At 65.9% G+C, this 24,535-nt stretch carries 27 protein-coding genes and 1 tRNA gene; 24 read left to right on the top strand and 4 right to left on the bottom strand.

The annotated features are described in order from the left end of the window. Nucleotides 1-5: 5 nt before the first annotated feature. Both ACFB49_RS06385 and ACFB49_RS06380 read left to right on the top strand, forming a co-directional pair. The gene (locus tag ACFB49_RS06385; protein ID WP_380877417.1) at nucleotides 6-1,646 is read left to right on the top strand and encodes a ribonuclease J; all 1,641 of its coding nucleotides are present in this window, start codon (nucleotides 6-8) and stop codon (nucleotides 1,644-1,646) included. A gap of 11 nt (nucleotides 1,647-1,657) precedes the next feature. Next, nucleotides 1,658-1,933: a DUF1467 family protein gene (locus ACFB49_RS06380; protein WP_380877414.1), complete on the top strand. Its 276-nt coding sequence runs from the start codon at nucleotides 1,658-1,660 to the stop codon at nucleotides 1,931-1,933. A gap of 58 nt (nucleotides 1,934-1,991) precedes the next feature. Here the strand turns inward: ACFB49_RS06380 and ACFB49_RS06375 are convergent, their stop codons facing one another. Together ACFB49_RS06375 and ACFB49_RS06370 are read right to left on the bottom strand one after the other, a co-directional pair. Beyond that, on the bottom strand, nucleotides 1,992-2,288 hold the full coding sequence (locus ACFB49_RS06375; RefSeq protein ID WP_380877412.1) for a YMGG-like glycine zipper-containing protein: 297 nt from the start codon (nucleotides 2,286-2,288) through the stop codon (nucleotides 1,992-1,994). A gap of 59 nt (nucleotides 2,289-2,347) precedes the next feature. Next, the gene (locus ACFB49_RS06370; protein WP_380877409.1) at nucleotides 2,348-3,337 is read right to left on the bottom strand and encodes a 2-hydroxyacid dehydrogenase; all 990 of its coding nucleotides are present in this window, start codon (nucleotides 3,335-3,337) and stop codon (nucleotides 2,348-2,350) included. A gap of 106 nt (nucleotides 3,338-3,443) precedes the next feature. Between ACFB49_RS06370 and ACFB49_RS06365 the strand changes: the two genes are divergently transcribed. From ACFB49_RS06365 to ACFB49_RS06290, 16 genes are all read left to right on the top strand, one after another. Next, nucleotides 3,444-3,935, top strand: a complete 492-nt coding sequence (locus tag ACFB49_RS06365) for an SH3 domain-containing protein (RefSeq protein WP_380877407.1) — start codon at nucleotides 3,444-3,446, stop codon at nucleotides 3,933-3,935. Between the two features lie 313 nt (nucleotides 3,936-4,248). Then, nucleotides 4,249-4,635: a tetratricopeptide repeat protein gene (locus ACFB49_RS06360; protein ID WP_380877405.1), complete on the top strand. Its 387-nt coding sequence runs from the start codon at nucleotides 4,249-4,251 to the stop codon at nucleotides 4,633-4,635. An 89-nt stretch (nucleotides 4,636-4,724) separates the two neighbouring features. Next, on the top strand, nucleotides 4,725-5,492 hold the full coding sequence (locus tag ACFB49_RS06355; protein ID WP_380877403.1) for a prepilin peptidase: 768 nt from the start codon (nucleotides 4,725-4,727) through the stop codon (nucleotides 5,490-5,492). A 108-nt stretch (nucleotides 5,493-5,600) separates the two neighbouring features. Then, nucleotides 5,601-6,446 (top strand): type II secretion system protein N, encoded by an 846-nt coding sequence (locus tag ACFB49_RS06350; protein WP_380877400.1) that lies wholly within the window; start codon nucleotides 5,601-5,603, stop codon nucleotides 6,444-6,446. Continuing rightward, nucleotides 6,443-8,689 (top strand): type II secretion system secretin GspD, encoded by a 2,247-nt coding sequence (gene gspD, locus ACFB49_RS06345; RefSeq protein ID WP_380877398.1) that lies wholly within the window; start codon nucleotides 6,443-6,445, stop codon nucleotides 8,687-8,689. Before ACFB49_RS06350 ends, gspD begins: the two co-directional genes overlap by 4 nt. Further along, nucleotides 8,686-10,221 carry a type II secretion system ATPase GspE gene (gene gspE / locus ACFB49_RS06340; protein ID WP_380877395.1) on the top strand — a complete coding sequence of 512 codons (1,536 nt, stop codon included), beginning with the start codon at nucleotides 8,686-8,688 and terminating at the stop codon, nucleotides 10,219-10,221. Before gspD ends, gspE begins: the two co-directional genes overlap by 4 nt. Next, complete coding sequence (gene gspF, locus ACFB49_RS06335) at nucleotides 10,214-11,443, top strand: type II secretion system inner membrane protein GspF (RefSeq protein ID WP_380877392.1); 1,230 nt, start codon at nucleotides 10,214-10,216, stop codon at nucleotides 11,441-11,443. Before gspE ends, gspF begins: the two co-directional genes overlap by 8 nt. Nucleotides 11,444-11,451: 8 nt before the next feature. Continuing rightward, nucleotides 11,452-11,913, top strand: coding sequence for a type II secretion system major pseudopilin GspG (gspG, locus tag ACFB49_RS06330; protein ID WP_380877389.1), 462 nt, complete (start codon nucleotides 11,452-11,454; stop codon nucleotides 11,911-11,913). 26 nt (nucleotides 11,914-11,939) lie between these two features. After that, entirely contained in the window at nucleotides 11,940-12,473 is a 534-nt protein-coding gene (locus tag ACFB49_RS06325) for a GspH/FimT family pseudopilin (RefSeq protein ID WP_380877386.1), read from the top strand. Continuing rightward, nucleotides 12,460-12,834, top strand: coding sequence for a type II secretion system minor pseudopilin GspI (gene gspI / locus ACFB49_RS06320; RefSeq protein WP_380877384.1), 375 nt, complete (start codon nucleotides 12,460-12,462; stop codon nucleotides 12,832-12,834). Before ACFB49_RS06325 ends, gspI begins: the two co-directional genes overlap by 14 nt. Next, nucleotides 12,831-13,454, top strand: coding sequence for a type II secretion system minor pseudopilin GspJ (gene gspJ / locus ACFB49_RS06315; protein ID WP_380877381.1), 624 nt, complete (start codon nucleotides 12,831-12,833; stop codon nucleotides 13,452-13,454). Before gspI ends, gspJ begins: the two co-directional genes overlap by 4 nt. Next, entirely contained in the window at nucleotides 13,451-14,437 is a 987-nt protein-coding gene (gene gspK / locus ACFB49_RS06310) for a type II secretion system minor pseudopilin GspK (RefSeq protein ID WP_380877378.1), read from the top strand. The genes gspJ and gspK overlap by 4 nt, the downstream gene beginning before the upstream one ends. Continuing rightward, nucleotides 14,434-15,537, top strand: coding sequence for a type II secretion system protein GspL (gene gspL, locus ACFB49_RS06305; protein WP_380877375.1), 1,104 nt, complete (start codon nucleotides 14,434-14,436; stop codon nucleotides 15,535-15,537). The genes gspK and gspL overlap by 4 nt, the downstream gene beginning before the upstream one ends. Further along, the gene (gene gspM, locus ACFB49_RS06300; protein WP_380877372.1) at nucleotides 15,537-16,025 is read left to right on the top strand and encodes a type II secretion system protein GspM; all 489 of its coding nucleotides are present in this window, start codon (nucleotides 15,537-15,539) and stop codon (nucleotides 16,023-16,025) included. Before gspL ends, gspM begins: the two co-directional genes overlap by 1 nt. Beyond that, nucleotides 16,025-16,744, top strand: a complete 720-nt coding sequence (locus ACFB49_RS06295) for a type II secretion system protein N (protein WP_380877370.1) — start codon at nucleotides 16,025-16,027, stop codon at nucleotides 16,742-16,744. The genes gspM and ACFB49_RS06295 overlap by 1 nt, the downstream gene beginning before the upstream one ends. Further along, nucleotides 16,741-17,232, top strand: coding sequence for a hypothetical protein (locus ACFB49_RS06290; RefSeq protein WP_380877367.1), 492 nt, complete (start codon nucleotides 16,741-16,743; stop codon nucleotides 17,230-17,232). Before ACFB49_RS06295 ends, ACFB49_RS06290 begins: the two co-directional genes overlap by 4 nt. Here ACFB49_RS06290 and ACFB49_RS06285 read toward each other — a convergent pair. Next, nucleotides 17,229-18,872, bottom strand: a complete 1,644-nt coding sequence (locus ACFB49_RS06285) for an MFS transporter (RefSeq protein ID WP_380877364.1) — start codon at nucleotides 18,870-18,872, stop codon at nucleotides 17,229-17,231. The two genes, ACFB49_RS06290 and ACFB49_RS06285, sit on opposite strands and share 4 nt — an antisense overlap. 319 nt (nucleotides 18,873-19,191) lie before the next feature. Between ACFB49_RS06285 and ACFB49_RS06280 the strand changes: the two genes are divergently transcribed. Continuing rightward, nucleotides 19,192-19,602: a hypothetical protein gene (locus tag ACFB49_RS06280; RefSeq protein WP_380877361.1), complete on the top strand. Its 411-nt coding sequence runs from the start codon at nucleotides 19,192-19,194 to the stop codon at nucleotides 19,600-19,602. Between the two features lie 58 nt (nucleotides 19,603-19,660). On the opposite strand, the gene ACFB49_RS06275 is transcribed toward ACFB49_RS06280, so the two are convergent. Then, nucleotides 19,661-19,750: transfer RNA gene (locus ACFB49_RS06275), tRNA-Ser, on the bottom strand. 118 nt (nucleotides 19,751-19,868) lie between these two features. On the opposite strand from ACFB49_RS06275, the gene ACFB49_RS06270 reads away from it, so the two are divergent. Genes ACFB49_RS06270 through ACFB49_RS06250 form a run of 5 tightly spaced genes read left to right on the top strand, consistent with a single transcriptional unit; the run spans nucleotide 19,869 to nucleotide 24,534 of the window. Then, entirely contained in the window at nucleotides 19,869-20,939 is a 1,071-nt protein-coding gene (locus tag ACFB49_RS06270) for a lytic transglycosylase domain-containing protein (protein WP_380877359.1), read from the top strand. After that, nucleotides 20,923-21,699: a septal ring lytic transglycosylase RlpA family protein gene (locus tag ACFB49_RS06265; protein ID WP_380877356.1), complete on the top strand. Its 777-nt coding sequence runs from the start codon at nucleotides 20,923-20,925 to the stop codon at nucleotides 21,697-21,699. Before ACFB49_RS06270 ends, ACFB49_RS06265 begins: the two co-directional genes overlap by 17 nt. Before the next feature lie 41 nt (nucleotides 21,700-21,740). Further along, nucleotides 21,741-22,916, top strand: coding sequence for a D-alanyl-D-alanine carboxypeptidase family protein (locus tag ACFB49_RS06260; RefSeq protein WP_380879869.1), 1,176 nt, complete (start codon nucleotides 21,741-21,743; stop codon nucleotides 22,914-22,916). An 11-nt stretch (nucleotides 22,917-22,927) separates the two neighbouring features. Beyond that, on the top strand, nucleotides 22,928-23,551 hold the full coding sequence (gene tmk / locus ACFB49_RS06255) for a dTMP kinase (RefSeq protein ID WP_380877354.1): 624 nt from the start codon (nucleotides 22,928-22,930) through the stop codon (nucleotides 23,549-23,551). Beyond that, complete coding sequence (locus ACFB49_RS06250; protein WP_380877351.1) at nucleotides 23,548-24,534, top strand: AAA family ATPase; 987 nt, start codon at nucleotides 23,548-23,550, stop codon at nucleotides 24,532-24,534. The genes tmk and ACFB49_RS06250 overlap by 4 nt, the downstream gene beginning before the upstream one ends. Nucleotide 24,535 lies beyond the last annotated feature (1 nt).

The following is a 24,535-nucleotide window of genomic DNA, read 5'->3' as shown; positions in this document are numbered from 1 at the left end:
TTTACGTGACGAAGCCCGGTAAAGAACTGCTTTTCCTCGCCCTTGGCGGATCGGCCGAGATTGGCATGAACGTCAATCTTTATGGCTGCGACGGCAAATGGGTCATGGTCGACCTCGGCCTCACCTTCGCCGACTCCGCGTCGCCGGGGATCGACCTGATCCTGCCGGACCTGGAATTCATCGAGGAGCGGGCGAAAGACCTGCTGGGCATCGTGCTGACCCACGGGCATGAGGACCATATCGGGGCGATCCCCTATCTCGCCGCCGATCTCGGCGTGCCGCTCTATGCGACGCCGTTCACTGCCGGGCTGATCCGCGGCAAGCTGGACGAGGAGGGGCTGGGCAACAAGGTCAAGCTCCACATCATCGATCAGGAAGGCAGCTTCCAGCTCGGCCCGTTCGGTTTCACTTACGTGCCGCTGGCCCATTCGATCCCCGAGGGCAATGCGGTGCTGATCGACACGCCCTATGGCCGGATATTCCATACCGGCGACTGGAAGCTGGACGACGAGCCTTTGCTGGGTACGCCAACGACGGCGGGCGAGCTGGAGGCGATCGGCGATAAGGGCGTGCTGGCGCTCGTCTGCGATTCGACCAATGTCTTCAATGAGGAAGCTTCGGGCTCCGAGGCTGCCGTGCGCGAAGGGCTGGACGGCGTGATCGCGGCGGCGCGGGGCAGGGTGCTCGTCACCACCTTCGCGTCCAATGCGGCGCGGGTGCAGACCTTGGGCCAAGTGGCACTCGATACCGGTCGCAAGCTCTGCGTCGCGGGGCGTTCGCTCGACCGCATCGTCAAGGTGGCGAAGGCCTGCGGCTATCTGAAGGATTTCCCGGAGACGATCGATTTCGACACGGCGATGCGGCTGCCACCGTCCGAGGTGATGATCATCGCCACTGGCGGGCAGGGCGAATCGCGGGCGGCGCTGGCGCGGATCGCGTTCGACAGCCACGCGATCAAGCTGTCGAAGGGCGATACCGTCGTCTTCTCGTCCAAGCAGATACCCGGCAACGAGATCGCGATCGGCCGCATTCAGAACAAGCTCGCGGAAATGGACGTGCTGATGGTCACCGACCGTCAGGCGCATGTCCACGTCTCCGGCCATCCGGGCCGACCCGAACTGGAACTGATGTATAAATGGATCCGGCCGGAGATCATCCTGCCGGTGCATGGCGAGATGCGGCACATGGCCGAACAGGCCCGCTTCGCGCGGTCCTGCGGCGTGCCGCGGAGCATCGTCCAGCAGAACGGCCAGGTGATCCGTCTCGCCCCGAACGGCCCAGAGCTGATCGGGCATGAGCGGACCGGCCGGCTGGTGCTCGACGGCGATGTGATCCTGCCCGCCGACGGCGCGACGATGAACGAACGTCGCAAGATCGCTCTGCATGGCGTGATTGCCGTGACCGTGGTGCTCGACCAGAAGGGCCAGGTGCGGGGCGAACCCGCGATCGCGCTGCAGGGCGTGCCGGTGGAGGAGGACCGCGAGGATTTCCTGGCGGAGGCGAGGGGGGCTGCGGCCGAAGCGGCGTCCAGCGGCGTCAAGGACGAAGCCAAGCTGCGCGAAGGCATCCGTCTGGCAGTACGGCGGCGCGCGACGCAATGGACCGGCAAGAAGCCGATCGTCGACGTTTCGATCATCCGTATCTGAAGAGGGCAAGGATGAAGTTCACATCTGCATTGGCGATCTATTCGCTATTCTGGGCGATGAGCTTCTTCTTCGTCCTGCCGTTCAGGCCGCGATCAAAGGGCGCCCCCGAGCCCCGCGTGCCCGGCCAGGCCGACAGCGCCCCGACGCGCTTCAGCTTCGCCAAGGCTTGTTTCTGGACGACGATCGTATCGGCGGTGCTGTTCGGGCTGTTCTACGCCAATTACCTTTACGGCTGGATCGGCACGCAGCAGCTTGATCTGTTCTCGACGCCCGATCGGCGCGTCTAAAAGAAAGCCCGACGCTCTATGGAGCGCCGGGCTTAAGGCATCCTGTGCTTCTTATTCGCTATCTTTTGTAACGGCGCTGGCCGTTCTTATCGATATAATATTTCCGGCCGTTGCGGTCGGTATAATATTTCTTGTCCTTGTCGAGCGCGCCGACGACGGCGCCGCCAGCAGCACCGATCAGGGCGCCTTCGCCCGTCGAAAGACCAGGGACAACAGCGCCGACCACGGCGCCGCCAGCGCCGCCGATCAATGCGCCCTTACCAATGTCCTTCACGTCGCCCGCCTGGGCCGGCGCGGCGAAGGCCAGCGCGACCGCCAGCACAGTACCGCCGGTCGTCAGGTGGAACTTCTTCATCGTCAGGCTCCTATTGCCAATGGCTTAGCAACGGATCGGGAGCCTGAACGGTTCCGCGGTTAGACCCAGCCTTCGAGCACTTGGTCGGGTGGGCGGTGCCCGTCCCACCAGGCGCGGATATTCGCGATCACCTTCTCGCCCATCGCCTGTCGGCCTTCGAACGTGGCCGATCCCATGTGCGGCAGCAGCACGACGTTAGACAGACCGAGCAGGCGCGGATCGACCGCGGGCTCATGTTCGAACACATCAAGGCCGGCGCCGGCGATGCGATCGTGCTCCAGCGCCGCGATCAACGCGGTTTCGTCGACGATCTCGCCGCGGGCGATGTTGATCAGATAGACATGGGGGCGGAGCAGCGCGAGCCGCCGGGCATCGAGCAGATGGTGCGTGGCGGGCGTGTGCGGGCAATTGACCGAGACGATGTCCACCGCGCGAAGCATATCGTCGAGCGCTTCGTGAAAGGTCGCGCCCAATTCCTCTTCGATCACGGCGGGGAGGCGATGGCGATTATGATAATGCACGGCGAGGCCGAAGCCGCGCGCGCGCCGTGCGATCGCCTGGCCGATCCGGCCCATGCCGATGATGCCGAGCGTCTTGCCGCCGATGCGGTGGCCGAGCATGCCCGTGGGGCTCCAGCCGGTCCACTGGCCCGAGCGGACGAGCTTCTCGCCCGCCGCCAGCCGACGCGGCACCGAAAGGATCAGCGCCATCACCATGTCGGCCGTGTCTTCGGTCAGCACGCCCGGCGTGTTGGTGACGATGATGTTGCGGGCACGGGCGGCTGCCAGATCGATATGATCGACGCCATTGCCGAAATTGGCGATCAGCTTCAGCCCTGGCCCGGCGGCGGCGATCAGGTCGGCGTCGATCTCATCGGTGACGGTGGGGACGAAGACGTCGCAATCCGCCATCGCCGCGATGAGCTGGGCGCGATCCATGGCTGCATCGGTGCGATTGAAGGTCACATCGTACAGATCGGCCATGCGGGCTTCCGTCTCGGGCAGCAAGCGACGCGTGACGGTGACCTTGGGGCGGGCGGGATCGACCATGGCCTCCGCTTGGCCCCGGTGGGCGTACTCGTCAAGCGTCGGTGCTTGATGGCGTGGCCGGCGACGCTAAAACAGGCATTCAAGGGACCGAATGGCGGGGGTGGCAATGCGTAAAATGAAGCGGATCGCGATTGCGGGGATGGCGGCGGTTGCGCTGTGGCCGACGACGGCCTTGTTCGCCCAGTCGAAGAAGGCGGTGCCCTATTGGGTATCCATTTCCGCGCGCGAGGCGCTGCTGCGCACCGGCCCCGGCACCAATTATCCGGCCACCTGGAAATATGTCCGTCCCGGCCTGCCGCTGCGTGTGGTGCAGGTTCATGAGGATTGGCGGCGGGTGGAAGACCCGGAAGGTGAGCGGGGCTGGGTGAAGTCCATCCTCCTTTCGGAACAACGGACCGCGATCGTCGTCGGCGGGGTCAGCCCCTTATATGCCAAGGCCGATGCCAATTCCCGCGTCGACTGGCGGGTCGCGCCAGGCGTTGTCGGCAAGATCGGCCACTGCGCCAGCGGCTGGTGCGAGTTCGACGTGAAGGGGCGCACCGGCCACATCGAGACTCGCCATCTGTGGGGCGTGGCCGAGGATGAAGCGGTCGAATGAGGCAAACCACGCTTCGAGTGTAAGGCGCTCGCCGGCGCCGGAACCACAATATTTCACTCTGCGAATCGTTTTGCGGCGGATTGTCACAAAAGGGCAGGCCGTTTCGCGCGTGGCGGCCCGCCAATTCGCATGGTCGATCGTCGCGGAGCTTGATCTGTAAAAATCAAATAAAATCAGGCGAATACCTTGGAAATACCGAAACGGTCTCGTTCGCATGCGCGCCCGATTGCAAAGTTGGAAATCGGCGCGAGAGCCAATTGTGTGTGTGTGTCATAAGCGTGTAACAATCTTCCCTATCATAAGAAGGTTTTGCATGGAGAGAATGATGCGCGCTTTGCTGCTGCTCCCGCTCATTGCGATGGCCACCCCAGCTCTGGCTGCCGATCGTCATGCCGCACGGATGGAAACAGGCTTCGAGGTTGGTGCCTTGGGCCTTTCGGCCATCGATCGCGGCGATTGGGCCACGGCGGAGCGTCAGTTGAACGCAATGCGCGGCGTTTCCGCCGACGATCCCGCCCGTCTGATCAATTTGGGCCGCGTCTATGCCGCCACGGGCCGCCCAGAAATGGCCGCCGCCGCGTGGCAGCAGGCGATCAATTCACCGCACCATTATCAGGTCGAACTCGGCGACGGCACGGTGTCCACGACCGACGCGGTGGCTCGCAAGGCGCTAGCACAATACAGCTTCGCCGCCCGCTGAGCGGCGATCCGTAAAAATTCATTGGGACGCGACGGCGCGCTGTAATAGGCGCGCCGTCATGATTCGCACGCTCATCGACGATTATTGCGGTGGCTGAGCTGTTGGCCGGCCAGACGATCTGGCCGTGGGCGCTCGCCGGCCTGCTGCTCGGGGCGATCTTCGGCAGTTTCCTCGCAACGCTCGTCATCCGCTGGCCGGAAGGGCGTTCGGTGCTTTCGGGCCGGTCAAGCTGCGATGGCTGCGGGCGTGTGCTCGGTCTCGTCGATCTGCTGCCGCTGGCGGGATACGCACTGCGCAAGGGGCGCTGTGCGACATGCGGCGCAAGAATCGATTTCCGTCATCCTGCGATCGAGATCGCCTGTGCTGGCATCGGCGCGATTTCCCTCAGCGTAGGGCCCGGCATCGAAGGGTTGCTCGGCGCAGCATTCGGCTGGCTGCTCGTTGCGCTGGCGGCGCTCGATGTCGAGCATTTCTGGCTGCCTAACCCGCTGGTCGCGCTACTCGCCCTGATGGGCTTGGCCGGTGGTATCGCGGAGGTCGGGGTCGATCTGCCGGCGCGATTGTTCGGCGGGTTGGCCGGCTTTCTTTCGCTGGCGATCATCGCGCTCAGCTATCGCCTGCTTAGGGGAAAGACCGGAATGGGCGGCGGCGATCCCAAGTTGCTAGGGGCGATCGGCCTGACGCTCGGCTGGCAGGCGCTGCCTCTCGTCATCCTCGGCGGGGCACTGACCGGCTTCCTCCTTCTCGGACTTCGCCATTTCCGCGGTGCCGCGGTTCGCCGCAATCAGGAGGTGCCGTTCGGCGCGTTGATGGCGCTGGTCGCATGGCCGCTGTGGCTCGTCGCGCCGCTGGGTTGACGAGGGCGGTCAGGAATCGTCAATCATCCTCGGTTATCCCGTGGTTAACACGGGGTCACGGACCTGTCATAAAGCGACTGTAGCGGGGCCGGGGGAACGGAATATTTGATGCAGCTTTCTTTCGACCGGCGGGCACAGCGGTTGTTACGCCGGTTGCCACGATACACGGCTTATACTGTTGCGGAGGTGGTGCTGATCGCGCTGCTGGCCATCCAGTCGGCGCGTCTGATCTATGCCGTGGTGACACCGGTCGATCCGGTGGGTGATTGGCGGGCCGAAGATCAATCCACGGCGCCGACCGCCCCTGCAACGATACTCGGCAGCTTTGATCCTTTCTTCCGGCTCAGCGATACACAGGGGCCGGTGGTGGTCACCCAGCTCAACATCACGCTGTTCGGCACACGTGCCGACCAGGCATCCGGCCGCGGATCGGCGATCGTCGGCTTGCCGGACGGCAGCCAGGCGAGCTTCGCCGTCGGGGAAGAGATCATGCCCGGCGTGACGCTGAAGGCGGTCGGTTTCGACAGCATCACCGTGCAGCGCGGATCATCCGAGGAAATGGTCTATCTGGACCAGTCGACGCCGGCGGACGGCGTTGCGCCGGTCAACCCCGCCGGGGCGCCGGGGCCTGGCCTTGCGGGCGTGCCGCCGGGGCTTCCCATGCCGGGTGGGCCGCCGCAGGCGTTGTCGCTGATGGATGAGACGCAGGCGACGCCAAGGCTTCAGAACGGCGCCGTCACCGGCGTGGTTCTGCAACCCAAGGGCGGGGGAGCCGCGTTTAAGGCCGCGGGGCTGCAGCCGGGCGACGTATTGATTTCGGTAGATGGCCAGCGCGTTGCGGATGCCGGCGCGGCCGGCCAGCTCCAATCCAAGCTGGCGCAGGGCGGTGAGACCGCCATAGAAGTGGAACGGGGCGGCCGCACGGTCTCCCTGCGGGTGAAGGCTGGTCAATGAAGCGTTTGATTCTGGTTTCTGCTCTGGCTCTTGCGCTTGCCGCCCCGGTTCCCGCGCAGCAGATGCTCAACCTTCGTGATGCCGATATCCGCGCATTCATCCAGGATGCAGCGCGCGTCACCGGCCGCACCTTCATCATCGACCCCCGCGTGCAGGGCAAGGTTTCGGTGGTGACCGATCGGCCGCTGTCGCGGGCGGAATATCTGGAAGTCTTCCTGTCGACCTTGCGCGCCAACGGCCTGGTCGCCGTGCCGACATCGGGCGGCAGCTTCCGCGTCCAACCGCTCGACACCGCAGCGGCGCAGCCGGGAAGTGTCGGCGCTCGGGGTGCTTCCAACAACAGCTTCGTGACCGAAGTCTTCCGTCTGCAGACGATCGACGCCGCATCGGCGATGGAGACGATCCGCCCGCTCGTCAGCCGCGAAGGATCGGTGACCGCGAACCGGACGGGCAATGCGGTGGTCGTTGCAGACTTCGCCGACAATATCCGCCGTATCCGCGATCTGCTGACCCGGATCGATCGGGATTCCTCCACGACCAGAGTGGTCGCGCTGCGCAACGCCGGCGCGCGCGAGATCGCACAATCGCTGCAGCAACTCGTGGGCGGCCGCGGCGGAGGCGAGGGTGCCGCTGCGACAGCCGGCCCCGGCGTTTCGGTGGTGGCGATCGACAGCTCCAATTCGATCGCGCTGCGGGGCGACCCTTCGACAGTCGCGCGGCTCAGCCAGATTGCCGAGGAGCTGGATCGCCGGGCGGCGAGCGGCAGCGAGATCCGGGTGATCTTCCTGCAGCATGCCGACGCCGGGCAATTGCTGCCCGTGCTGCAACAGATAGTGGGCCAGCCAGTAACGCCGGCGAGCTCCGGTTCGTCGCGATCCTCGTCACGCGGGATGAATGGCGGCAACGGGGGCAGCAACAACGGCGGCGGCAATGGCGGCGGGGGGGACGTCTCGGTTGCGCCGGCGCAGGCAAGTTCCGCCCCGGTCGGTCGCGGTCAGCCCGTGATCGCGCGCTTCGAGGGCGCGAACGCCATCGTCATCGCGGCGACCAGCGACATGCAGCGCACGCTGGGCGAGGTGATCCGCCAGCTCGATACGCGGCGCGAGCAGGTGCTGGTCGAGGCGATCATCGTCGAGATTTCCGACAATGCGGCGCGCAAGCTGGGCGTGCAGTTCCTGCTGGGCGGCGTCGAAGGCAGCGCCATTCCCTTCGCGGCGACCAATTATTCGAACACCGCACCCAATCTGCTGACGATCGCCGGCGCGGTGGCGGCGCAGAATAATGCCCCCAGCGTGACCACGGTGGCGCCGGACGGCACCAAGACCACCGTGCAAGGATCGAGCGACCTCGCCGATCAGCTTGCGCAGGCGGCGGTGAGCTCGATCCTGGGTGCCGGCGGCGGCTTCTTCGGCATCGGCGGCCAGACGGACAACGGCGTCGTATTCGGTGCGATCATCAACGCCGTCCAGAACGACACCGAGTCCAACATCCTGTCGACGCCGTCGGTGCTGACGCTCGACAATCAGGAAGCCAAGCTGCTGGTCGGTCAGGAAATTCCGGTCACCACCGGAGAATCCCTCAGCGACAATTTCGACAATGCCTTCCGCACCGTGCAGCGCCAGAATGTCGGTATCCAGCTTGAAGTGAAACCGCAGATCAACGCGGGCGGCGCGATCAAGCTGTTCCTGCGACAGGAGGTCAGCTCGGTCGCTGGGCCGGTATCAAACGACAATAGCGAGTTGATCCTCAACAAGCGCGAGATCGAGACCACCGTCACGGTCGACGATGGCGAGATCATTGCGCTTGGCGGGTTGCTGGACGACAATGAGCGCAAGACGATCGAACGGATTCCGCTGCTGAGCGATATTCCGGTGATAGGCGAGCTTTTCAAATCCCGATCGCGGTCGCGGGTGAAGACCAATCTGATGGTGTTCATCCGTCCGCGTATCCTCCGCAGCGTCGAGGACGCCCGCGCGCTGGCGACCCAGCGTTACGGCTATATCCGCGGCATGCAGGCGGCCCAGCAGCCGGAATATGAGCCGAGCATCGACGAGTTGGTGCGCGACTATATGGGCGCGACGCCGCCGATCCCCGCTTCGCCGGCGATCGGATCGAACATGCCCGCGCCGGAGCCGGGCACCGCGCCGCAGATCATCACGCCGTCGATGAAGTCTTCGTCAGAGGTCATCCGTCCAGTGCCGATGCCCGATTCCAAGAAGCAAAAGTTCAAGGAAGGCGAATGAAGATCGCGCGTGGCGAGGAGCCCGATGAGGCACCACCGCCGCCGATGCCGGCGCTGACCCCGGTCGCGATTCCCTACGGCTTTGCGCGGCGGTTCGGCGTGGCGCTGACCGGGGCGGCTGATGGGCCGCTGACGGTTGCGTTGAAGGATGGTGGCGATCCCCGCTCGCTGATCGAATTGCGGCGCTTCTTCGGCCGGCCCTTTGCTGTGCAGAAGGTGGCGGCGGACCGTTTCGACCGTATCCTTTCCGAAGCCTATGCCATGGATGGGCAGGCGGCGGCCGATGCGGCGGGATCGCTTGGCCTGGGCGACGAACTGGCGATGCTGGCGACCGACCTGCCGACCGCGGACGATCTGCTCGATTCCGCGGATGATGCACCCGCGATCCGGCTGATCAACGGCATCATCGCCGACGCTGCGCGGCAGGGTGTGTCGGACATCCATATCGAACCCTATGAGACGGGGCTGGTCGTCCGTATGCGCATCGATGGTGTGCTGCGCGAAACACTGCGCATGCCGCCGCATGTCGCGCCCGTGGTCGTCAGCCGCATCAAGGTGATGGCGCGCCTCGACATAGCCGAGCGGCGCGTGCCGCAGGACGGACGCATCGGCCTGACGCTCGGCGGCAAGCTGCTCGACGTCCGTGTCTCGACCTTGCCGAGCCGGGCGGGCGAACGCGTGGTGCTGCGTATTCTCGACAAGGAGAATGCGGGGATCGAGCTCGACGTGCTGGGCATGCCGCCGGCGATCCTCGATCTGTTCCGGGAGGCGATCACCGAGCCGAACGGCATTATTCTCGTCACCGGACCGACCGGTTCGGGCAAGACGACCTCGCTTTATGCGGGCTTGCGCCTGCTCAACGATGGCAGCCGCAATATCCTGACGGTGGAAGATCCGGTCGAATATGCGATCGAGGGGGTGGGCCAGACGCAGGTCAATTCCAAGGTGGGACTGACCTTCGCCGCGGGCTTGCGCGCGATCCTGCGTCAGGATCCGGATGTCGTGATGATCGGCGAAATTCGCGATCGCGAGACTGCGGAGATCGCGGTGCAGGCTTCGCTGACGGGGCATCTCGTGCTTTCCACCGTCCACACCAATGACGCGGTCGGTGCGATCACCCGGATGCGCGACATGAAGGTCGAGCCATTTCTGCTGGCATCTACCTTGCGCGCCGTGATCGCGCAGCGGCTGGTGCGGCGCCTGTGCCAGGTCTGCCGTCATGCCGTCCCCGCAAGCGACTCCGTGGCGGCGCTGATCGGCGTTGCGCCGGGCACCACTGTCTATGAGGCGCGCGGCTGCGAGGCGTGCAACCAGACCGGCTACAAGGGTCGGATCGGCGTCTATGAAGGCGTGCGGATCGACGATGTGGTTCGCGGCCTGATCAATGCGGGCGCTGACGAAACCGCCATTTCCGCGCATGCCTTCCGCCATTCGCAGACGCTGACCAGTGCGGCGCGCGCGCTGGTCGCCGGCGGCATGACGACGGCGGAGGAGGCGGTGCGCATCACCCGCCGCGAGATGGTCGATGCCTAGCTACGATTATGTGGCGCTGGATACCGGCGGCCGCGAACGGCGCGGCAGCGTCCGCGCCGAAACGCCGGTCGAAGGGCGCGCCAAGCTGGAGGCGCGGCGGCTCTATGTCGTCCGCATGGAACAGGGATCGGACTCCGCGCCGTCGCCGTCGCTGCTGTCGCGCGCCGGTACGACCGGGCTGAAGCGGCGGCTTTCGGCCAAGCAATTGACATTGTTCACGCGCCAGATCGCTACCCTGGCGCAGGTGTCACCATTGGAAGAAGCGCTGCGCACCATTGCCCGGCAGTCGGAGCAGCCGCATGTCCGCCGGGTGCTGGACGCCGTCCATTCCGGTGTGGTGGAGGGGCGCCGCCTGTCCGATTCGATGGGGCGGGAACCCAAGAGTTTTCCACCACTCTATCGGGCGATGGTTGCCGCAGGCGAAAGCTCGGGAACCTTGCCGACGATCCTCGATCGTCTGTCGGAATTGCTCGAACGGCAGGCCGTGGTGCGCGCCAAGGTGCTGACGGCCATGGCCTATCCGATCATCCTGGCGGTGGTCGCGGTGGGTGTCGTGTTTGCGCTGATGGTGTTCGTGGTGCCGCAGGTGGTGGCGCAGTTCGACAGCGTCGGCCAGGCGCTGCCGCTGCTGACCCGGATCGTTATCGCCATCTCCTCCTTCCTGCAGGGATGGTGGTGGGCGCTGCTGATCGGGCTGGCAGGGCTGGGCGCGATCGGGTGGCGGGCGATGAAGGAACCGCATATCCGGATGGCGGTGGACCGGTTTACGCTGCGCATACCTTTGATCGGGCGGCTGGTCCGCGATCTGCACGCGGCGCGGATGGCCCGGACGCTTTCGACCATGGTCGCCAGCCGCTTACCATTGCTGGAAGGCCTGACGCTCACGACGGGCACGATCCACAACCGTGCCTTGCGGGCGGCGTCGGCCGATATCGTCGAGGCCATTCGCGGGGGCGGCAGCCTTTCGGTGGCGCTGCGCCGGGCGGGAGTATTCCCGCCGCTGCTGGTCTATATGGCAGCGTCGGGCGAGGCGGCGGGCAAGCTCGATATCATGCTGGAGCGCGCCGCCGACTATCTGGAGCGCGAATTCGACGCCTTCACCAGCGCGGCCCTGTCGCTGCTGGAGCCGGCGATCATCGTGCTGATGGGCGGCATCGTCGCGATCATCGTTCTCGCCATTCTTCTGCCAATCTTGCAGCTCGACACGCTTGCGGGCGTATGAGGATATCCATGGAACATATTGAACAGAAACCCGAAAATATCCGCGGCAAGCGCAAGGACGAGGAGGGTTTCACGCTCGTTGAGCTGATGGTCGTGATCGTCATCATCGGCCTGCTGACCACCATCGTCGCGATCAACGTGTTGCCGAGCGGCGACAAGGCGCGCGTCGAAAAGGCGAAGGCGGATATTGCGCTGCTGGAACAGGCGATGGAGATGTACCGGCTCGATAACCTGACCTATCCGGCGACGGCCGACGGCATCCAGGCACTGGTTGCGCCGCCCGCGTCGCTGACGAGGCCGGAGCGCTATCGTCGCGGTGGCTATGTGAAGAAGCTGCCCGAGGATCCGTGGGGCAATCAGTATCAATATGCCTCGCCCGGCCAGCACGGCGCATTCGACATCTACAGCTATGGCGCCGACGGCCGCGAAGGCGGCGAGGCCGACGATGCCGATATCGGCAACTGGAAATAAGCCGGGGCGCGGAAAGGGATAGGCCGGTGAGGCGGTCCGCCGAGCAGCATATGCGGCGTTCCGCCGAACACGGCTTCACGCCCGTGAGGCGTTTCGCCGAACACGGCTTCACGCCCGTGAGGCGTTTCGCCGAACACGGCTTCACGCTTGTCGAACTGATGGTCGTGATCGCGATCATCGCCTTGCTGACGGGCGCGGTGGTGCTCGCCATGCCCGATCCGCGTGGCGACCTGCGCACCGAGGCCGAACGCTTCGCAGCGCGGGCGCGGGCGGCGCAGGATGCGGCGGTGATCGAGGCGCGGGAAATGGCGCTGTGGGTGTCCACCGACGGCTATGGCTTTGAGCAGCGCGATCGGCGGGGCTGGCGCCCGCTCAACGAAAAGCCGTTCGAGGATCGCGATTGGGAAAGCGGCCAGGCGATCGTCGGCGATGTCGGCCGGGCGCGGGTGATCTTCGACACGACCGGCTTTTCCGAGCCGCTGGACGTGACGCTGGTGCGGGATTCCGCGCGGATTACGGTTCATATCGAGGGCGATGGAACGATCAATGTCGGTTCCTGATCACCTCTCCGAACGTGGTTTTACGCTGATCGAGCTGATGGTCGCGCTCGCGGTGTTCAGCATCGCCGCGCTCGCGCTGCTGCGGCTGGAAGGAACCACGCTTGCCAGCACGGCTACGCTTGCCGATCGCACGATCGGGCAGATCGTCGCCCATAATCTGGCCGTGGAGGCGCTGACCGATCCGGTCGCTCCCAGCTTCGGCGATACCAAGGGGCAGGAAGAGAATGCCGGGCGCGTCTGGCAGTGGACGCGGCGTTCGATCCGCGCGACGCAGCTCAATCTGCAGCAGATCGATATCGCGGTCGTTGACGATCAAGGGCAGCCGGCCGGTGCCCTGACGGTATACAGGCCGATGCCATGACCGCGGATTTCACGCCCGTGAGGCGTTCCGCCGAACACGGCTTCACGCTTGTCGAGCTGATGATCTCGCTGCTGATCTTCGGCATGCTGGCGGCGGCAGGCGTGGGGCTGCTGGCGTTCAGCGTCCGCGCGCAGGAAGCGACGCAGGAACGGCTGGACGAAGTGGCGTCGATCCGCCGCGTGGGTGCCATCATGACGTCGGATCTCGCGCAGGCGAGCCAGCGAATGGTGCGCGACACCAGCGGCGTCCGCATGGTCGCTTTCACCGGAGAGGGCGGCGCGCCGGGCGGGGTGGCGCTCGGGTTCGTGCGGCGCGGGTGGAGCAATGGCGGGTCGGCGGCCCGCGCTTCGTTGCAGCGCGTGGAATATCGTCTGGTCGAGGATCGGCTGGAGCGGCAGACCTGGCCCATGCTGGATGGCGCCGAGCCCGTGCGGCCGGCAATCGTGATGCGCGGGATCACGGCGATGACGGTGCGCTATCGCCGCAAGGGGGAATGGCGCGATCGCTGGGATCCCGAGCGCCCCGATGCCATGCCCGATGCGGTGGAAGTCGTGCTCGATGTCGAGCGTCTGGGTTCGATCCGGCAGCTCTTCGTGGCCGGTACGGGGAACGGCCCATGAGGCGCCCGCCCGAAAAGGAACGTGGCGGTGCCCTGCTGACAGTGCTGCTGCTGGTCGCGATCATGTCCGCTCTGTCGGTCGTCGCGCTGGAACGGCTGCGCCTGTCGACCCGGCTTTCCGCCAATGGCGCTGCGGCGGACCAGGCGCGTGCCTATGCGATCGGCGCCGAGGCGATGGCGCTCGACAAGATCGCGGTGCTTTCAGGCCGGGACACCGGCATGACCACGCTGGCGGGCGGCTGGCACGGCCGGCCCTTTGCGGTGCCGTTGCCGGGCGGGATCGTGACGGCAACGCTGACGGACGGCGGCAACTGCTTCAACCTGAACAGCGTGGTGGAGGGGCTGGTCGCCGGGGATTATGCCCCGCGCGAGGTCGGCATCCGGCAATTCATCGCGCTTATGCGGGCGCTGGGCATCGAGCCTGCCGAGGCGCGCCGTGTGGCGGCATCGCTGGTCGACTGGATCGACGCGGACAGCGCGCCGAATCCCGATGGCGCGGAAGACGATTATTATATGCAGGCCGCCACGCCCTATCGCGCGGCCAACACGTTGCTGGGCGATGTCAGCGAACTGCGTGCCGTGGCTGGGGTTACGCCCGAAATCTACAAGCAGCTTCGCCCGTGGATCTGCGCGCTGCCGAATACCGAACTTTCACCGATCAACGTCAACACCCTCTCGCTGGATCAGGCTCCTCTCGTTGTCATGCTCATTCCCGATCAACTCGATATGCCGCGTGCCCGGCAGATATTGACCGAACGGCCCGCGGCCGGCTGGTCCAGCACCGTCGATTTCTGGAAGCTGCCGGCGCTGGAGGCGCTGACCCCCGACATGGAGGTGCAGAGCCAGACCCAGCTTCGCACGCGCTGGTTCAACCTCGCGCTTGACGTCGAAATCGGGGGCGCGCAGGTGAACGAGACGGCGTTGATCGACGGGGGGCTCGTGCCGGCACGGCTGGTTGCGAGGAAGTGGGGGAGCGACGAATGAGCGACGATCGCTACCTGCTGCTGTTTCCTGGTGACGAGGGCGAGCCGCTGGGCGGCTGGCTGCGGGTCGCAGATGGCCAAGTGGTGGCGCGCGGCCATGATGTTCCGGCGATCGGTGAAGGTGATGCAGACGAGCGCATCGTCGCCGTGGCGCCGGGCCCGGATGTCGCGGTCCACTGGGTCGATCTGCCAGATCTTTCGCAGGCTCAGGCCGTAGCGGCCGCCCGGTTGTTGGCCGCGGATGTGACGGCGGAACCGCTGGATCAACTGCATGTCGCGGTGGGGCCAGCCGCCGATGATGGCTGGCGGGCGATGGCCCTGGTTTCGGGCGCGCGGATGGCTTCGTGGGTGGCGGGCCTCCAGTCATTGGCGCTCGATCCGGATTCGGTGGTTCCGGAAACCTTGCTGATCCCGGCCAATGCGGCCCATGCACGGCGCTGGGCACGGGGCGACCTGCACCTGGTCCGCGGGGAACGCATGGCCTTTGCGGCCGAGGCCGGGGTGGCCGATGTTCTGGTCGAAGGGCCGTCGGTGGAGATCGACGACGCCGCGGTCGAAGCCGGCCTGGCCGAAGCGCTGGCCACCGTGCCGGTCGATCTGCGGCAGGGTTCCTTCGCCAAGCGGCGGCCATGGGCGATCGACTGGAAGCTGGTGCAGCGGCTCGCCTGGATGACGCTGGGGCTGTTCCTGCTCGCCATGGCGATCAACGCTGCCTTGATCCTGCGTTACACCGTCGCGGCCGACGCGCTGGAGAATGAGGTCGAACTGATCGCGCGCAAGGCCTTGCCGCGGGCCGAGCGGATCAACAATGCGCCAGCGCAGTTATCCGAACGGCTTGCGGAACTGCGCGGCGCGGGCAGGGGTTTTGGCGCGACGGCTGCGGCGCTTTTCGCGGCCGTGCGGGACACGGCGAACGTGGAACTGACAGCGCTTCGCTATGATCGCGACGGCAGCGTGCGGGCGACGGTGAGCGCAAGCTCGGCCGGGGACATCGCCGCGCTCCAGCAGCGTATCTCGGCACACGGCTTCACCGCCAATGCCGGCGACGCGCGATCCGGCGGCGGCCGGCAGATCGCCGAACTGACGGTGCGGGGACAGTGATGACCGTGATGGAACGCTTCCGCCCCTGGTGGTCCACCCGATCCCCGCGCGAACGCATATTGCTGTTGGTGATGGGCGGGCTGTTGGCGGTAACGCTGGGTTGGCTGCTGCTGGTCCGGCCGCTTGGCGATGCCCTGGCCGATGCGCGGTCGCGCCATGACCGCGCCATCGTTGCCCGCGCGCAGGCGGGCGCGCAGGTCGATGCCATCGCCGCGCTCGAAACGAGCGGGCCGAAAGCGCTGCCGGCCCCGATCGACGTCTATATCGGCCAGAAGGCGAGCGAGGCGGGCTTCACCGTGGCGCGCGTCGATCCGGTCAGCACGACGCAGGCGACCGTCGTGATCAATGTCGTGCGTCCGCAGGCCTTCTTTGCCTGGGTCGGCGATCTCGAGCGGCGCGATGGGCTGATCGTCGAGGGGTTGAACGCGACCACCAACAATGATGCGACGCTTTCGGTGGAAGCGACCTTCCGGGCGCGGACGAAATGATGCGGATCCGGTTGTCGATGCGCCGCGCGGTGCTGTTCCTGGCGCTGCTGCTGCTGGCATTGATGCTGCTGTTTCCGATGCGGATCATGGTCGGTGCGCTCGGCCTCGGCGATGCGGGCCTGTCCGCGCGCGAGGTGCGCGGCAGCGTCTGGTCCAGCGAGCTTCAGGAAGCGCGGTTCGGCGCGGCGGCGTTGGGCGATGTTCATGCCCGTCTCAATTTCTTTCCGCTGATCGCAGGGCGCGCGCGCGTCAATCTGACCCGCACCGAGGATGGCCCCGGCGCGCTGAACGGGGCTATCAGCGTCACGCGCCATACGCTCGGCATCGACGATGTGACGGTGCGCCTGCCCGCTGCGGCGACGTTCGCGCCATTGCCGGTGAACGCGATCGACCTCGGCGACGTCAGTGCGCGGTTCCGCCAGGGGGCCTGCGAGCGCGCGGACGGCCTGGTCCGTGCCGAACTGCAGGCGGACGTGCCGGGGCTTTCGCTGCCGGGCGGGATGAGCGGCAATGCGCGCTGCGACGGGGCGAAGCTGCTGCTGCCGCTGCAGAGCCAGAGCGGCATGGAGACGCTGGCGCTGCGTATCGATCGGGCCGGGGGCTATACCGCCGATTTCGTCATCCGCAGCTCCGATCCGGCGATCCAGCGGACGTTGCAGGCGAGCGGCTTCGCGCCTTCGCCTGACGGGCTGAAGCTCTCGGTGGCGGGGCAGTTGTGAGGGGCGGGCTGGCCGCCCTGGCGCTGGCGCTCGCCATGACGGGCTGCACCACCGACACCCCGAACCATCGACCTGCCCAGAAGACCTCGCGCGCGGCACCTGCGGCTCAGCCCGACGATGGGTTGCCGCTCGGCACTTTGCCGCGGCAGGATCTGGCTGCCGGGCAATGCGCTCTCTTCCTGTGGAAGGCGGGTAATGAGGCGCGGCTGGTGCTGATGGCGCGAACGGCCCCTGCGGTCGCACGGATCATGCTTGGCGGCCGACTGATGGACCTGGCCCGCACCAACGGCGTGGGCGAAAACCCCGACGGGCTGTTCGCGAACGCGGTTTACAGCGATGGCGCCACGACGGTGACGGTGGAAGCGACGCTCGAACGCCGTCCCAACCTGCAAGGCGGTGCGGTGGTGACGAACGGATCGCTGCGGCTGGACCAGGCCAGCGGCGAGAGCTTCGTGATGCCCGCCGCCGGCCTGCTCGCCTGCCGTTAGGCCTCCAGCGGCCGATCGCGGGTTTCGGGCACCAGGAAGATCGTCGTCAGCACGCTGATCGCGGTGAAGATCACCGGATACCAGAGGCCGGCATAGAGATCCCCCGTCATCGCCACGATCGCGAAGGCAGTGACGGGCAGGAAGCCGCCGACCCAGCCGGTGCCGACATGATAAGGCAGCGACATCGCGGTGTAGCGGACGCGTGCCGGGAACAGCTCGACCAGCATCGCCGCCATCGGCCCGTAGAGCGCGGTGGACGCAACGACCAGCAGCAGCAGGATCGCGGCGATGCCGGCGAAGTTCATCCGCGCGGGATCAGCCTTCAGCGGATAGCCGGCAGCCTTTAGCGCAGCCTGTATCATTTTGGTCTGTTCGGCCTTGAGCGTCTTGAGCTGGTCGGCCGACAGCGTGGCGCCATTGGCCGGGATGATCACGTCATTGCCGATACGGACTTCGGTCGTGGTGCCGGCGGGCAGATCGGCGCTGCGATAGGGAATGCCGCTCGATGCGAGTACGCTCTTGGCGATGTCGCACGCGCTGGAGAATTTGGCCGCACCGACGGGATCGAACTGGACCGAGCAGCTTGCCGGATCGGCTGCCACCACCACCGGCGTGCGGGCGCGGGCATCGACCAGCGCCGGATTGGTGAAGCCGGCCAGCGCGTGGAAAGCGGGGAAGAAGGCGATCAATCCCGCCAGCATGCCGGCCAGCATCACCGGCTTGCGGCCGATCCGGTCCGAAAGCCAGCCGAAGAAGACGTAGAACGGAGCCGAAACGAGCGTCATTGCCATCACGAAGATGTTCACCGTGGTTGGCGCCACCTGCAGCGATTTTTCAAAGAAGACCTGGATATAGAAGAAGTTGCAGTACCAGACGGCCCCTTGCGCACACATCACGCCGAAGAAGGCGAGGAAGACCAGACGGACATTGCTCCACTGGCCGAAGGCCTCGGACAGCGGCGCCTTCGATACCTCGCCCTCGGCCTGCATCTTCTGGAAGGTCGGACTTTCGGTGAGCTTGAGCCGCATCCAGATCGAGATGGCGAGCAGGCCCGCGGATACCAGGAAGGGCACGCGCCAGCCCCAGCTTGCGAACGCTTCCTCACCGATCGAGGTGCGCGTCACGAGCACGACCACCAGCGCCGCGATCAGGCCGAAGGCGGCCGACGCCTGGATCCAGCCGGTCGAATAACCGCGGCGACCCGGCGGCGAATGTTCCGCGACATAGATCGCGGCCCCACCATATTCGCCGCCCAATGCCATGCCCTGGAAGATGCGCATGAGGATCAGCAACGCCGGCCCCCAGATGCCGGCCTGGGCATAAGTCGGCAGCAGGCCGATCGCGAAGGTGGCGCCGCCCATCAGCGATACGGTGATCAGGAAGGCGCCCTTGCGGCCGAGCCGATCCCCCATCGTCCCGAAGATCAGCGCGCCGAGCGGGCGGAAAGCGAAGCCCGCTGCGAACAGGCCGAGCGCGGCGACAAATCCCGCAGTCTCGGTCAATCCCGCGAAGAAGACCTTAGCGATGACCGGAGCAAGCGCGCCGAAGATGAAGAAATCATACCATTCGAACGCGGTGCCGGCAGCGGACGCCACCACCACCCGCTGCATCGACGCCTTCTTGCCGGTCACTTCATGCATTCAGCCATCCCCACCGATCTTTTGCTCTCTCTGCGCAGGTCCGCGGCTCCATGCAAGGTGCCGGATCTATAGGGGATAGGCAGCCAAGCGCTGTGACCCACCGGCATCGAGCCAAAAAGTCGTTAGATCCTCATCATGGAGGATGGGGATCGCTTGACGATCGTCATGACAAGCTAAATCTTCATAATATTTATCAAAAATCCGTTGAGCCGAAATAAATATTCGGATCGCTTTCAAATAAATCAGAAAGGGTGGATATTGCGACTGTCCTGTTCAACGTAGCTTTGCATCAATCACTCGATATTGCGGGAGATGTTGCATGCGAAAGATCTGTTCGGCACTTCTAGTCGGCGCCGCAATCATGTCGGCACCCCTCCATGCCCAATCGAGCGCACCGCGTTCCATCGTGAGCATTTACCGCGCGGCCCCGGGGCAGCAGTTGGCGCTTCTGAAATGGATCGCGCGGCAGGACGAGATCGCCAAGGCGGCCGGGCAGCCGGCCTCGCAACTCTATATCCATCAGGACGGTGCGAGTTGGGACTATGTCTATATCCAGCCGGCACCAACCCCCGAGCAGGACAAAGCCTTCGATGCGGCGGCGAAGAAGATGGGCGTCGACCCCGGCCCGAAGATGGGCCTCGAACTGCGCCAATATATCGCCGAGCACAGCGACACGATCTCGGTCGGCCCAACGACCGCGGCGGATTATCTGAAGCAGGTCGGCAACTAAGTTCGATGGGAAGGGCGGTGTCCCGGCGCCGCCACTCCTCGATCGCAGATGGGCAAAATGGCGGATGGGGTGGGATTCGAACCCACGGTGAGCGTGAACCCACGGCGGTTTTCAAGACCGCTGCCTTAAACCACTCGGCCACCCATCCGGCGGCGCGCTTATCTCCGCGCGGGGGCGTTTGTGCAAGCGGGTGGATCATATTCTCGACAAAGGGGATTCACCATCGCGTCCGGCTGTGGCACGAAGGGACCATTAAGGGGTTCATTATGCGTGCTTCGTTACCGGTCCTGGCGATGATCGCCATGCTTGCCACCTTGCCAGCCGGCGCCTTGGCGCAGGAGGTTGCGGGCCCGGCCGCCAGTGCGGCGGCGGATGAAAATGCCGGTTTTCAGGCCTTTCTGCAGAGCATTCGCGGCCGCGCACTGGCCGCCGGCGTGCGGCCGGCGACGTTCGACAGCGCGATTGCCGGACTGACGTTCAACCCGCGCGTCGTCTCGCTCGATCGGGCGCAGCCGGGTGGCAATCCCAACGCGCCGGCCGCGTCGATCCCGCGCTTTGCCCCTTACAAGGCCAAGCATGTCGATGCCGATCGCATCAATCGCGGACGCAAGCGTTACCAGGATCTCCGCCCACGGTTGGAGAGGATCGAGCAGCGGACGGGCGTTCCCGAATCGATCATGATGGCGATCTATGGGCATGAGACCGGTTACGGCACTTATGTCGGCGATTTCGATCTGATCCGGTCGCTCGCCAGCCTCGCTTATGATGGTCGGCGGCGCGAATTGTTCACGGCGGAACTGATCGCGACGATGCAATTGCTGGATCGCGGCATTCCACGTTCCAAGCTCAAGGGAAGCTGGGCAGGGGCCACGGGCTATCCCCAATTCCTGCCGAGCATGTATCAGCGCCTCGCCGTCGATGGCGATGGCGACGGCCGCGTCGATATCTGGTCGAGTGAGACGGACGCGCTGGCGTCGATCGGCAATTATCTCGTCAATGCCGGGTGGAAGCCGAATGTGCCCTGGGGTGTGGCGGCGATCGTGCCGGCGAGCTTCGAACGCAGCGCCGTGCGGCCGCTGGCGAAATCGCCGCGCTGTCCGCGCGTGCATGATCGCCACAGCCGCTGGCTGACCATCCGCGAGTGGAAGGCGCTGGGCATCACGGTGACGGGCTGGCCCGCGCCGTCGGACAATGAACTCGCGACCCTGCTGGAGCCGGATGGCCCCGGCGCTACGGCCTATCTGCTGACGAACAATTATCGCGTCATCCTCGATTATAATTGCTCCAATTTCTACGCGCTGTCGGTGGGCCTGCTGGCCAATGAAGTGGCGCGCTGAAGCCGCCCTTCTGGCTGCGGCGGCCCTGCTGTCGGCCTGCGCCTCGACCCGGCCGATCAGCGACGGATCGGTCAAGATCGGCAAGCCCTACAAGGTCAATGGCCGCACCTATGTGCCGCGCGACGACCGTGATTATGACCAGACCGGCATGACATCCTGGTATGGGCCGGGCCATCACGGCCTGGCGACTGCCAATGGCGAGCGGTTCGATATGGACGCGCTGAGCGCCGCGCATCCGACCTTGCCGCTGCCATCCTATGTCGAGGTAACGGCGCTCAAGACGGGTAAGACGGCGCTGATCCGCGTCAATGATCGCGGCCCCTTTGCGTCGAATCGCATCATCGATCTGTCGCGCGGCTCTGCGCGGGCGCTGGGCGTGGAGCGGGACGGTGTTGCGAAGGTCCGCGTCCGGCGCGTCTATCCGTCCGAGGCCGAGCGGAACGCGCTGATGCGGGGGCGTGCGGTGCAGACCGCCGCGCGGCCGGTGCCGTCACCCGTGTCGGTTCAGCCCACTCCTGCTACGCCAGCACCGATTGTGGGCAATCGCTACATCCAGGTGGCTGCCTTTGGCGATGGTGATCGCGCCGACGCCACCGCCGCGCGTCTGCGCGATGTCGCATCATCCTCGGTCGCGCCAGGTGGTGATCTCTACCGCGTCCGGCTCGGCCCTTTCGTCGATGACGATGCCGCCTCAACGGCGCTGGCGGAGGTGCGCCGGCGCGGCTATCAGGATGCACATATCGTCTCCGCTTATCCGTGAATCGGATCATCCTTCGAAAGAGCACTGCCGGAATGACCGCGATGACCCGCCATCTTCTCCTCGCCGCCACCGCAACCGCCATCCTCGCCGTGCCGGCTCCCGCCGCGGCGCCGCCGTTCCAGACGGACGCTCCGGTGGCTTATATGAAGGATCTGTCGTCGGGCGCGGTGCTCTACGCCAAGGATGCCGATCGGCGGATGCCGCCGGCGTCGATGGCGAAGATGATGACGGTCTATGTCGCCTTCGATCTCATCAAGAAGGGCGAGTTGAAGCTCGACCAGATGATCACCGTGCGGCCGGAAACCTGGCGTCAGTGGCACGGGCCGTCGGCAGGGTCGACCATGTTCCTCTCGCCCGGCGAGCAGGTGAGCGTGCAGAATCTGCTCCACGGCATCGTCACGCTTTCCGGCAATGACGCCTGCGTCGTGCTGGCCGAAGGCATTGCCGGCACCGAACCTGCCTTCGTCGCGCTGATGAACCAGCGTGCCAAGGCGATTGGCCTCTCCAACTCCAACTTCGGCAATTCGAACGGCTGGCCGGACGCCGGTGTCACCTATGTGACGGCGCATGATCTGGGTGAGCTGGCCGCGCGGACGATCCAGGACTTCCCCGATCTCTACAAGGCCTTCTACAGCCAGAAGGAGTTCACCTGGGGCAAGACGCTGGGTTCCGGCGCGGACATCACCCAGCAGAACCGTGACCCATTGCTCGGCCGCGTCGCCGGTGCGGATGGCCTCAAGACCGGCCATACCGAGGAAGCCGGCTATGGCTTCACCGGATCGGCGGAACAGAATGGCCGCCGTCTGGTGATGGTCGTGGCCGGCCTCACCAGCTTCAACCAGCGCATCGAACAGTCGGTGGCGTTCATGGACTGGGGCTTCCGCGCGTGGAAGGCCGTGCCGCTGGTCGCCAAGGGCAAGAAGGTACAGGACGCCGAGGTTCAGCTTGGCGACGAGCGCAGCGTGGGCCTCGTCGCGCCGCGCGATCTCGCCGTCACCCTGCCGGCCGGCACCACCGGCAACATGAAGGTGACGGTGGTCTATAACGGACCGATCAAGGCCCCGATCAAGCAGGGCCAGCACATCGCCGATCTCGTCGTCCAGACGGGCGACACGCCGTCGCAGATGATGCCGCTCGTCGCCGAAAAGGCGGTGGAGGAAGCGGGCTTCTTCGATCGCATCGCCGCGGGCTTCCGCTGGCTGTTCGGTCTCGCCTGATCCGGGCTGGGGTGGCACGCGGTCGTTTCATCAGCCTCGAAGGCGGGGAAGGGGTAGGCAAGTCGACGCAGTTGCGGGCGTTGGCGGCGGCTCTCCGCGCGCGAGGCCATGACGTCATCGAGACACGCGAACCCGGCGGCAGCGCCGGGGCGGAGGCGATCCGTGCGCTGCTGTTGGATGGCGATGCCGGGCGCTGGACACCGGCGGCTGAAGCTTTGCTGTTTGCTGCCGCGCGCGCCGATCATGTCGCCAAGACGATCCTGCCTGCCGTGGAAGCGGGGACGTGGGTGTTGAGCGACCGCTTTCTCGATAGCTCGCTCGCTTATCAGGGTGGAGCGGACGGGATCGGGGAGGCCGTGATCCGCCAGCTTCATGCGGTGGGTAGCAATGGCTTCCTGCCCGATCGTACCTTGTTGCTGGCTCTGCCCGAGGCAGAGGCTGCGGCGCGGGCGGCGGCGCGGGATCGTGGCGGCGCGGATCGTTTCGGTGCGCGTGACGCCGCTTATCATGGTCGCGTTGCGGCCACCTTTGCCGCCATCGCGGCGGCTGATCCCGATCGTTTCCGGGTCGTCGATGCCAGCGGCAACGCCGAAGAGGTGACGGCTCGCCTGCTGGCAGCGCTGGACGGGCTATGACGCCGATCGGTCATCGCGACCAGATCGCCGCCTTCCGCGAAGCGATGGCGCAGGGGCGGATGCACCACGGCTGGCTGCTCGCGGGGCCGCAGGGTGTCGGTAAGGCGATGTTCGCCGAGGCTGCGGCTGCGCGCTATTTGGCCGACGCCACCGATCGCCCGCCGACGGCGCCGGGCCTCGACGTGCCCGAGGATCATCCGACGACGAAGCTGATCGCCGCCGGCAGCCACCCCGATTATCGGCAACTGGCGCGACTGGCGCGGGACAAGACGGGCGATCTCGCGCGTAACATCACCATCGATCAGGTGCGTGGGCTGCAGCCCTTCTTCTCAGTCACGCCCAGCATGTCGGCGCGGCGTGTCGTCGTCATCGACGCGATCGACGATCTCGAGCGGCCGGCTGCCAACGCACTGCTGAAGAATCTGGAAGAACCGCCGACGGACACGCTGTTCCTGCTGGTCAGCCACGCGCCCGGCCGGTTGCTGCCCACGATCCGGTCGCGCTGCCGCCTGCTGCGCTTCGGCCCGCTGGCAGATGCCGAGATGGCAGTCGCGATGCGGCGGCTACTCCCCGACGCATCCCAGACGGAGATCGAGTCCCTGGTGGCGAGCGGCGGCGGTGCTCCCGGTCGCGCGCTCCGCTTTGCGGGTCTCGACATTGCCGGGCTGGACGCTGCCTTTGCCGCGCTGGCGCGCGAGGGCGACCCTTCGAATGCGGGGCGGATGGCGCTCGCCAAGGCGCTGTCGCTGAAGGCCGCGCAGCCACGCTATGAGGTGTTTCTCGAACGCCTTCCCACCTTCATCGCCGCGCAGGCAAAAGGGCGGAGCGGTGCAGCGCTGACGGCTGCGATTGCGTCTTGGGAAAAGGCCCGCGCGCTGGCCGAAAGCGCCGTGCGGCTCTCGCTCGACCCACAAACCACGGTTTTCGAACTGGCCGGCCTCGTCGCGGCGCTTGCTCCGGGAGCGGACCGCGCTAAAGCCTGAG

This window comes from Sphingomonas sp. DBB INV C78 (assembly GCF_042693015.1).
Taxonomy (GTDB): Bacteria; Pseudomonadota; Alphaproteobacteria; order Sphingomonadales; family Sphingomonadaceae; genus Sphingomonas_E.
The sequence above is the reverse complement of the archived record's forward strand: the minus strand, read 5'-3'. Positions and strand labels throughout refer to the sequence as shown.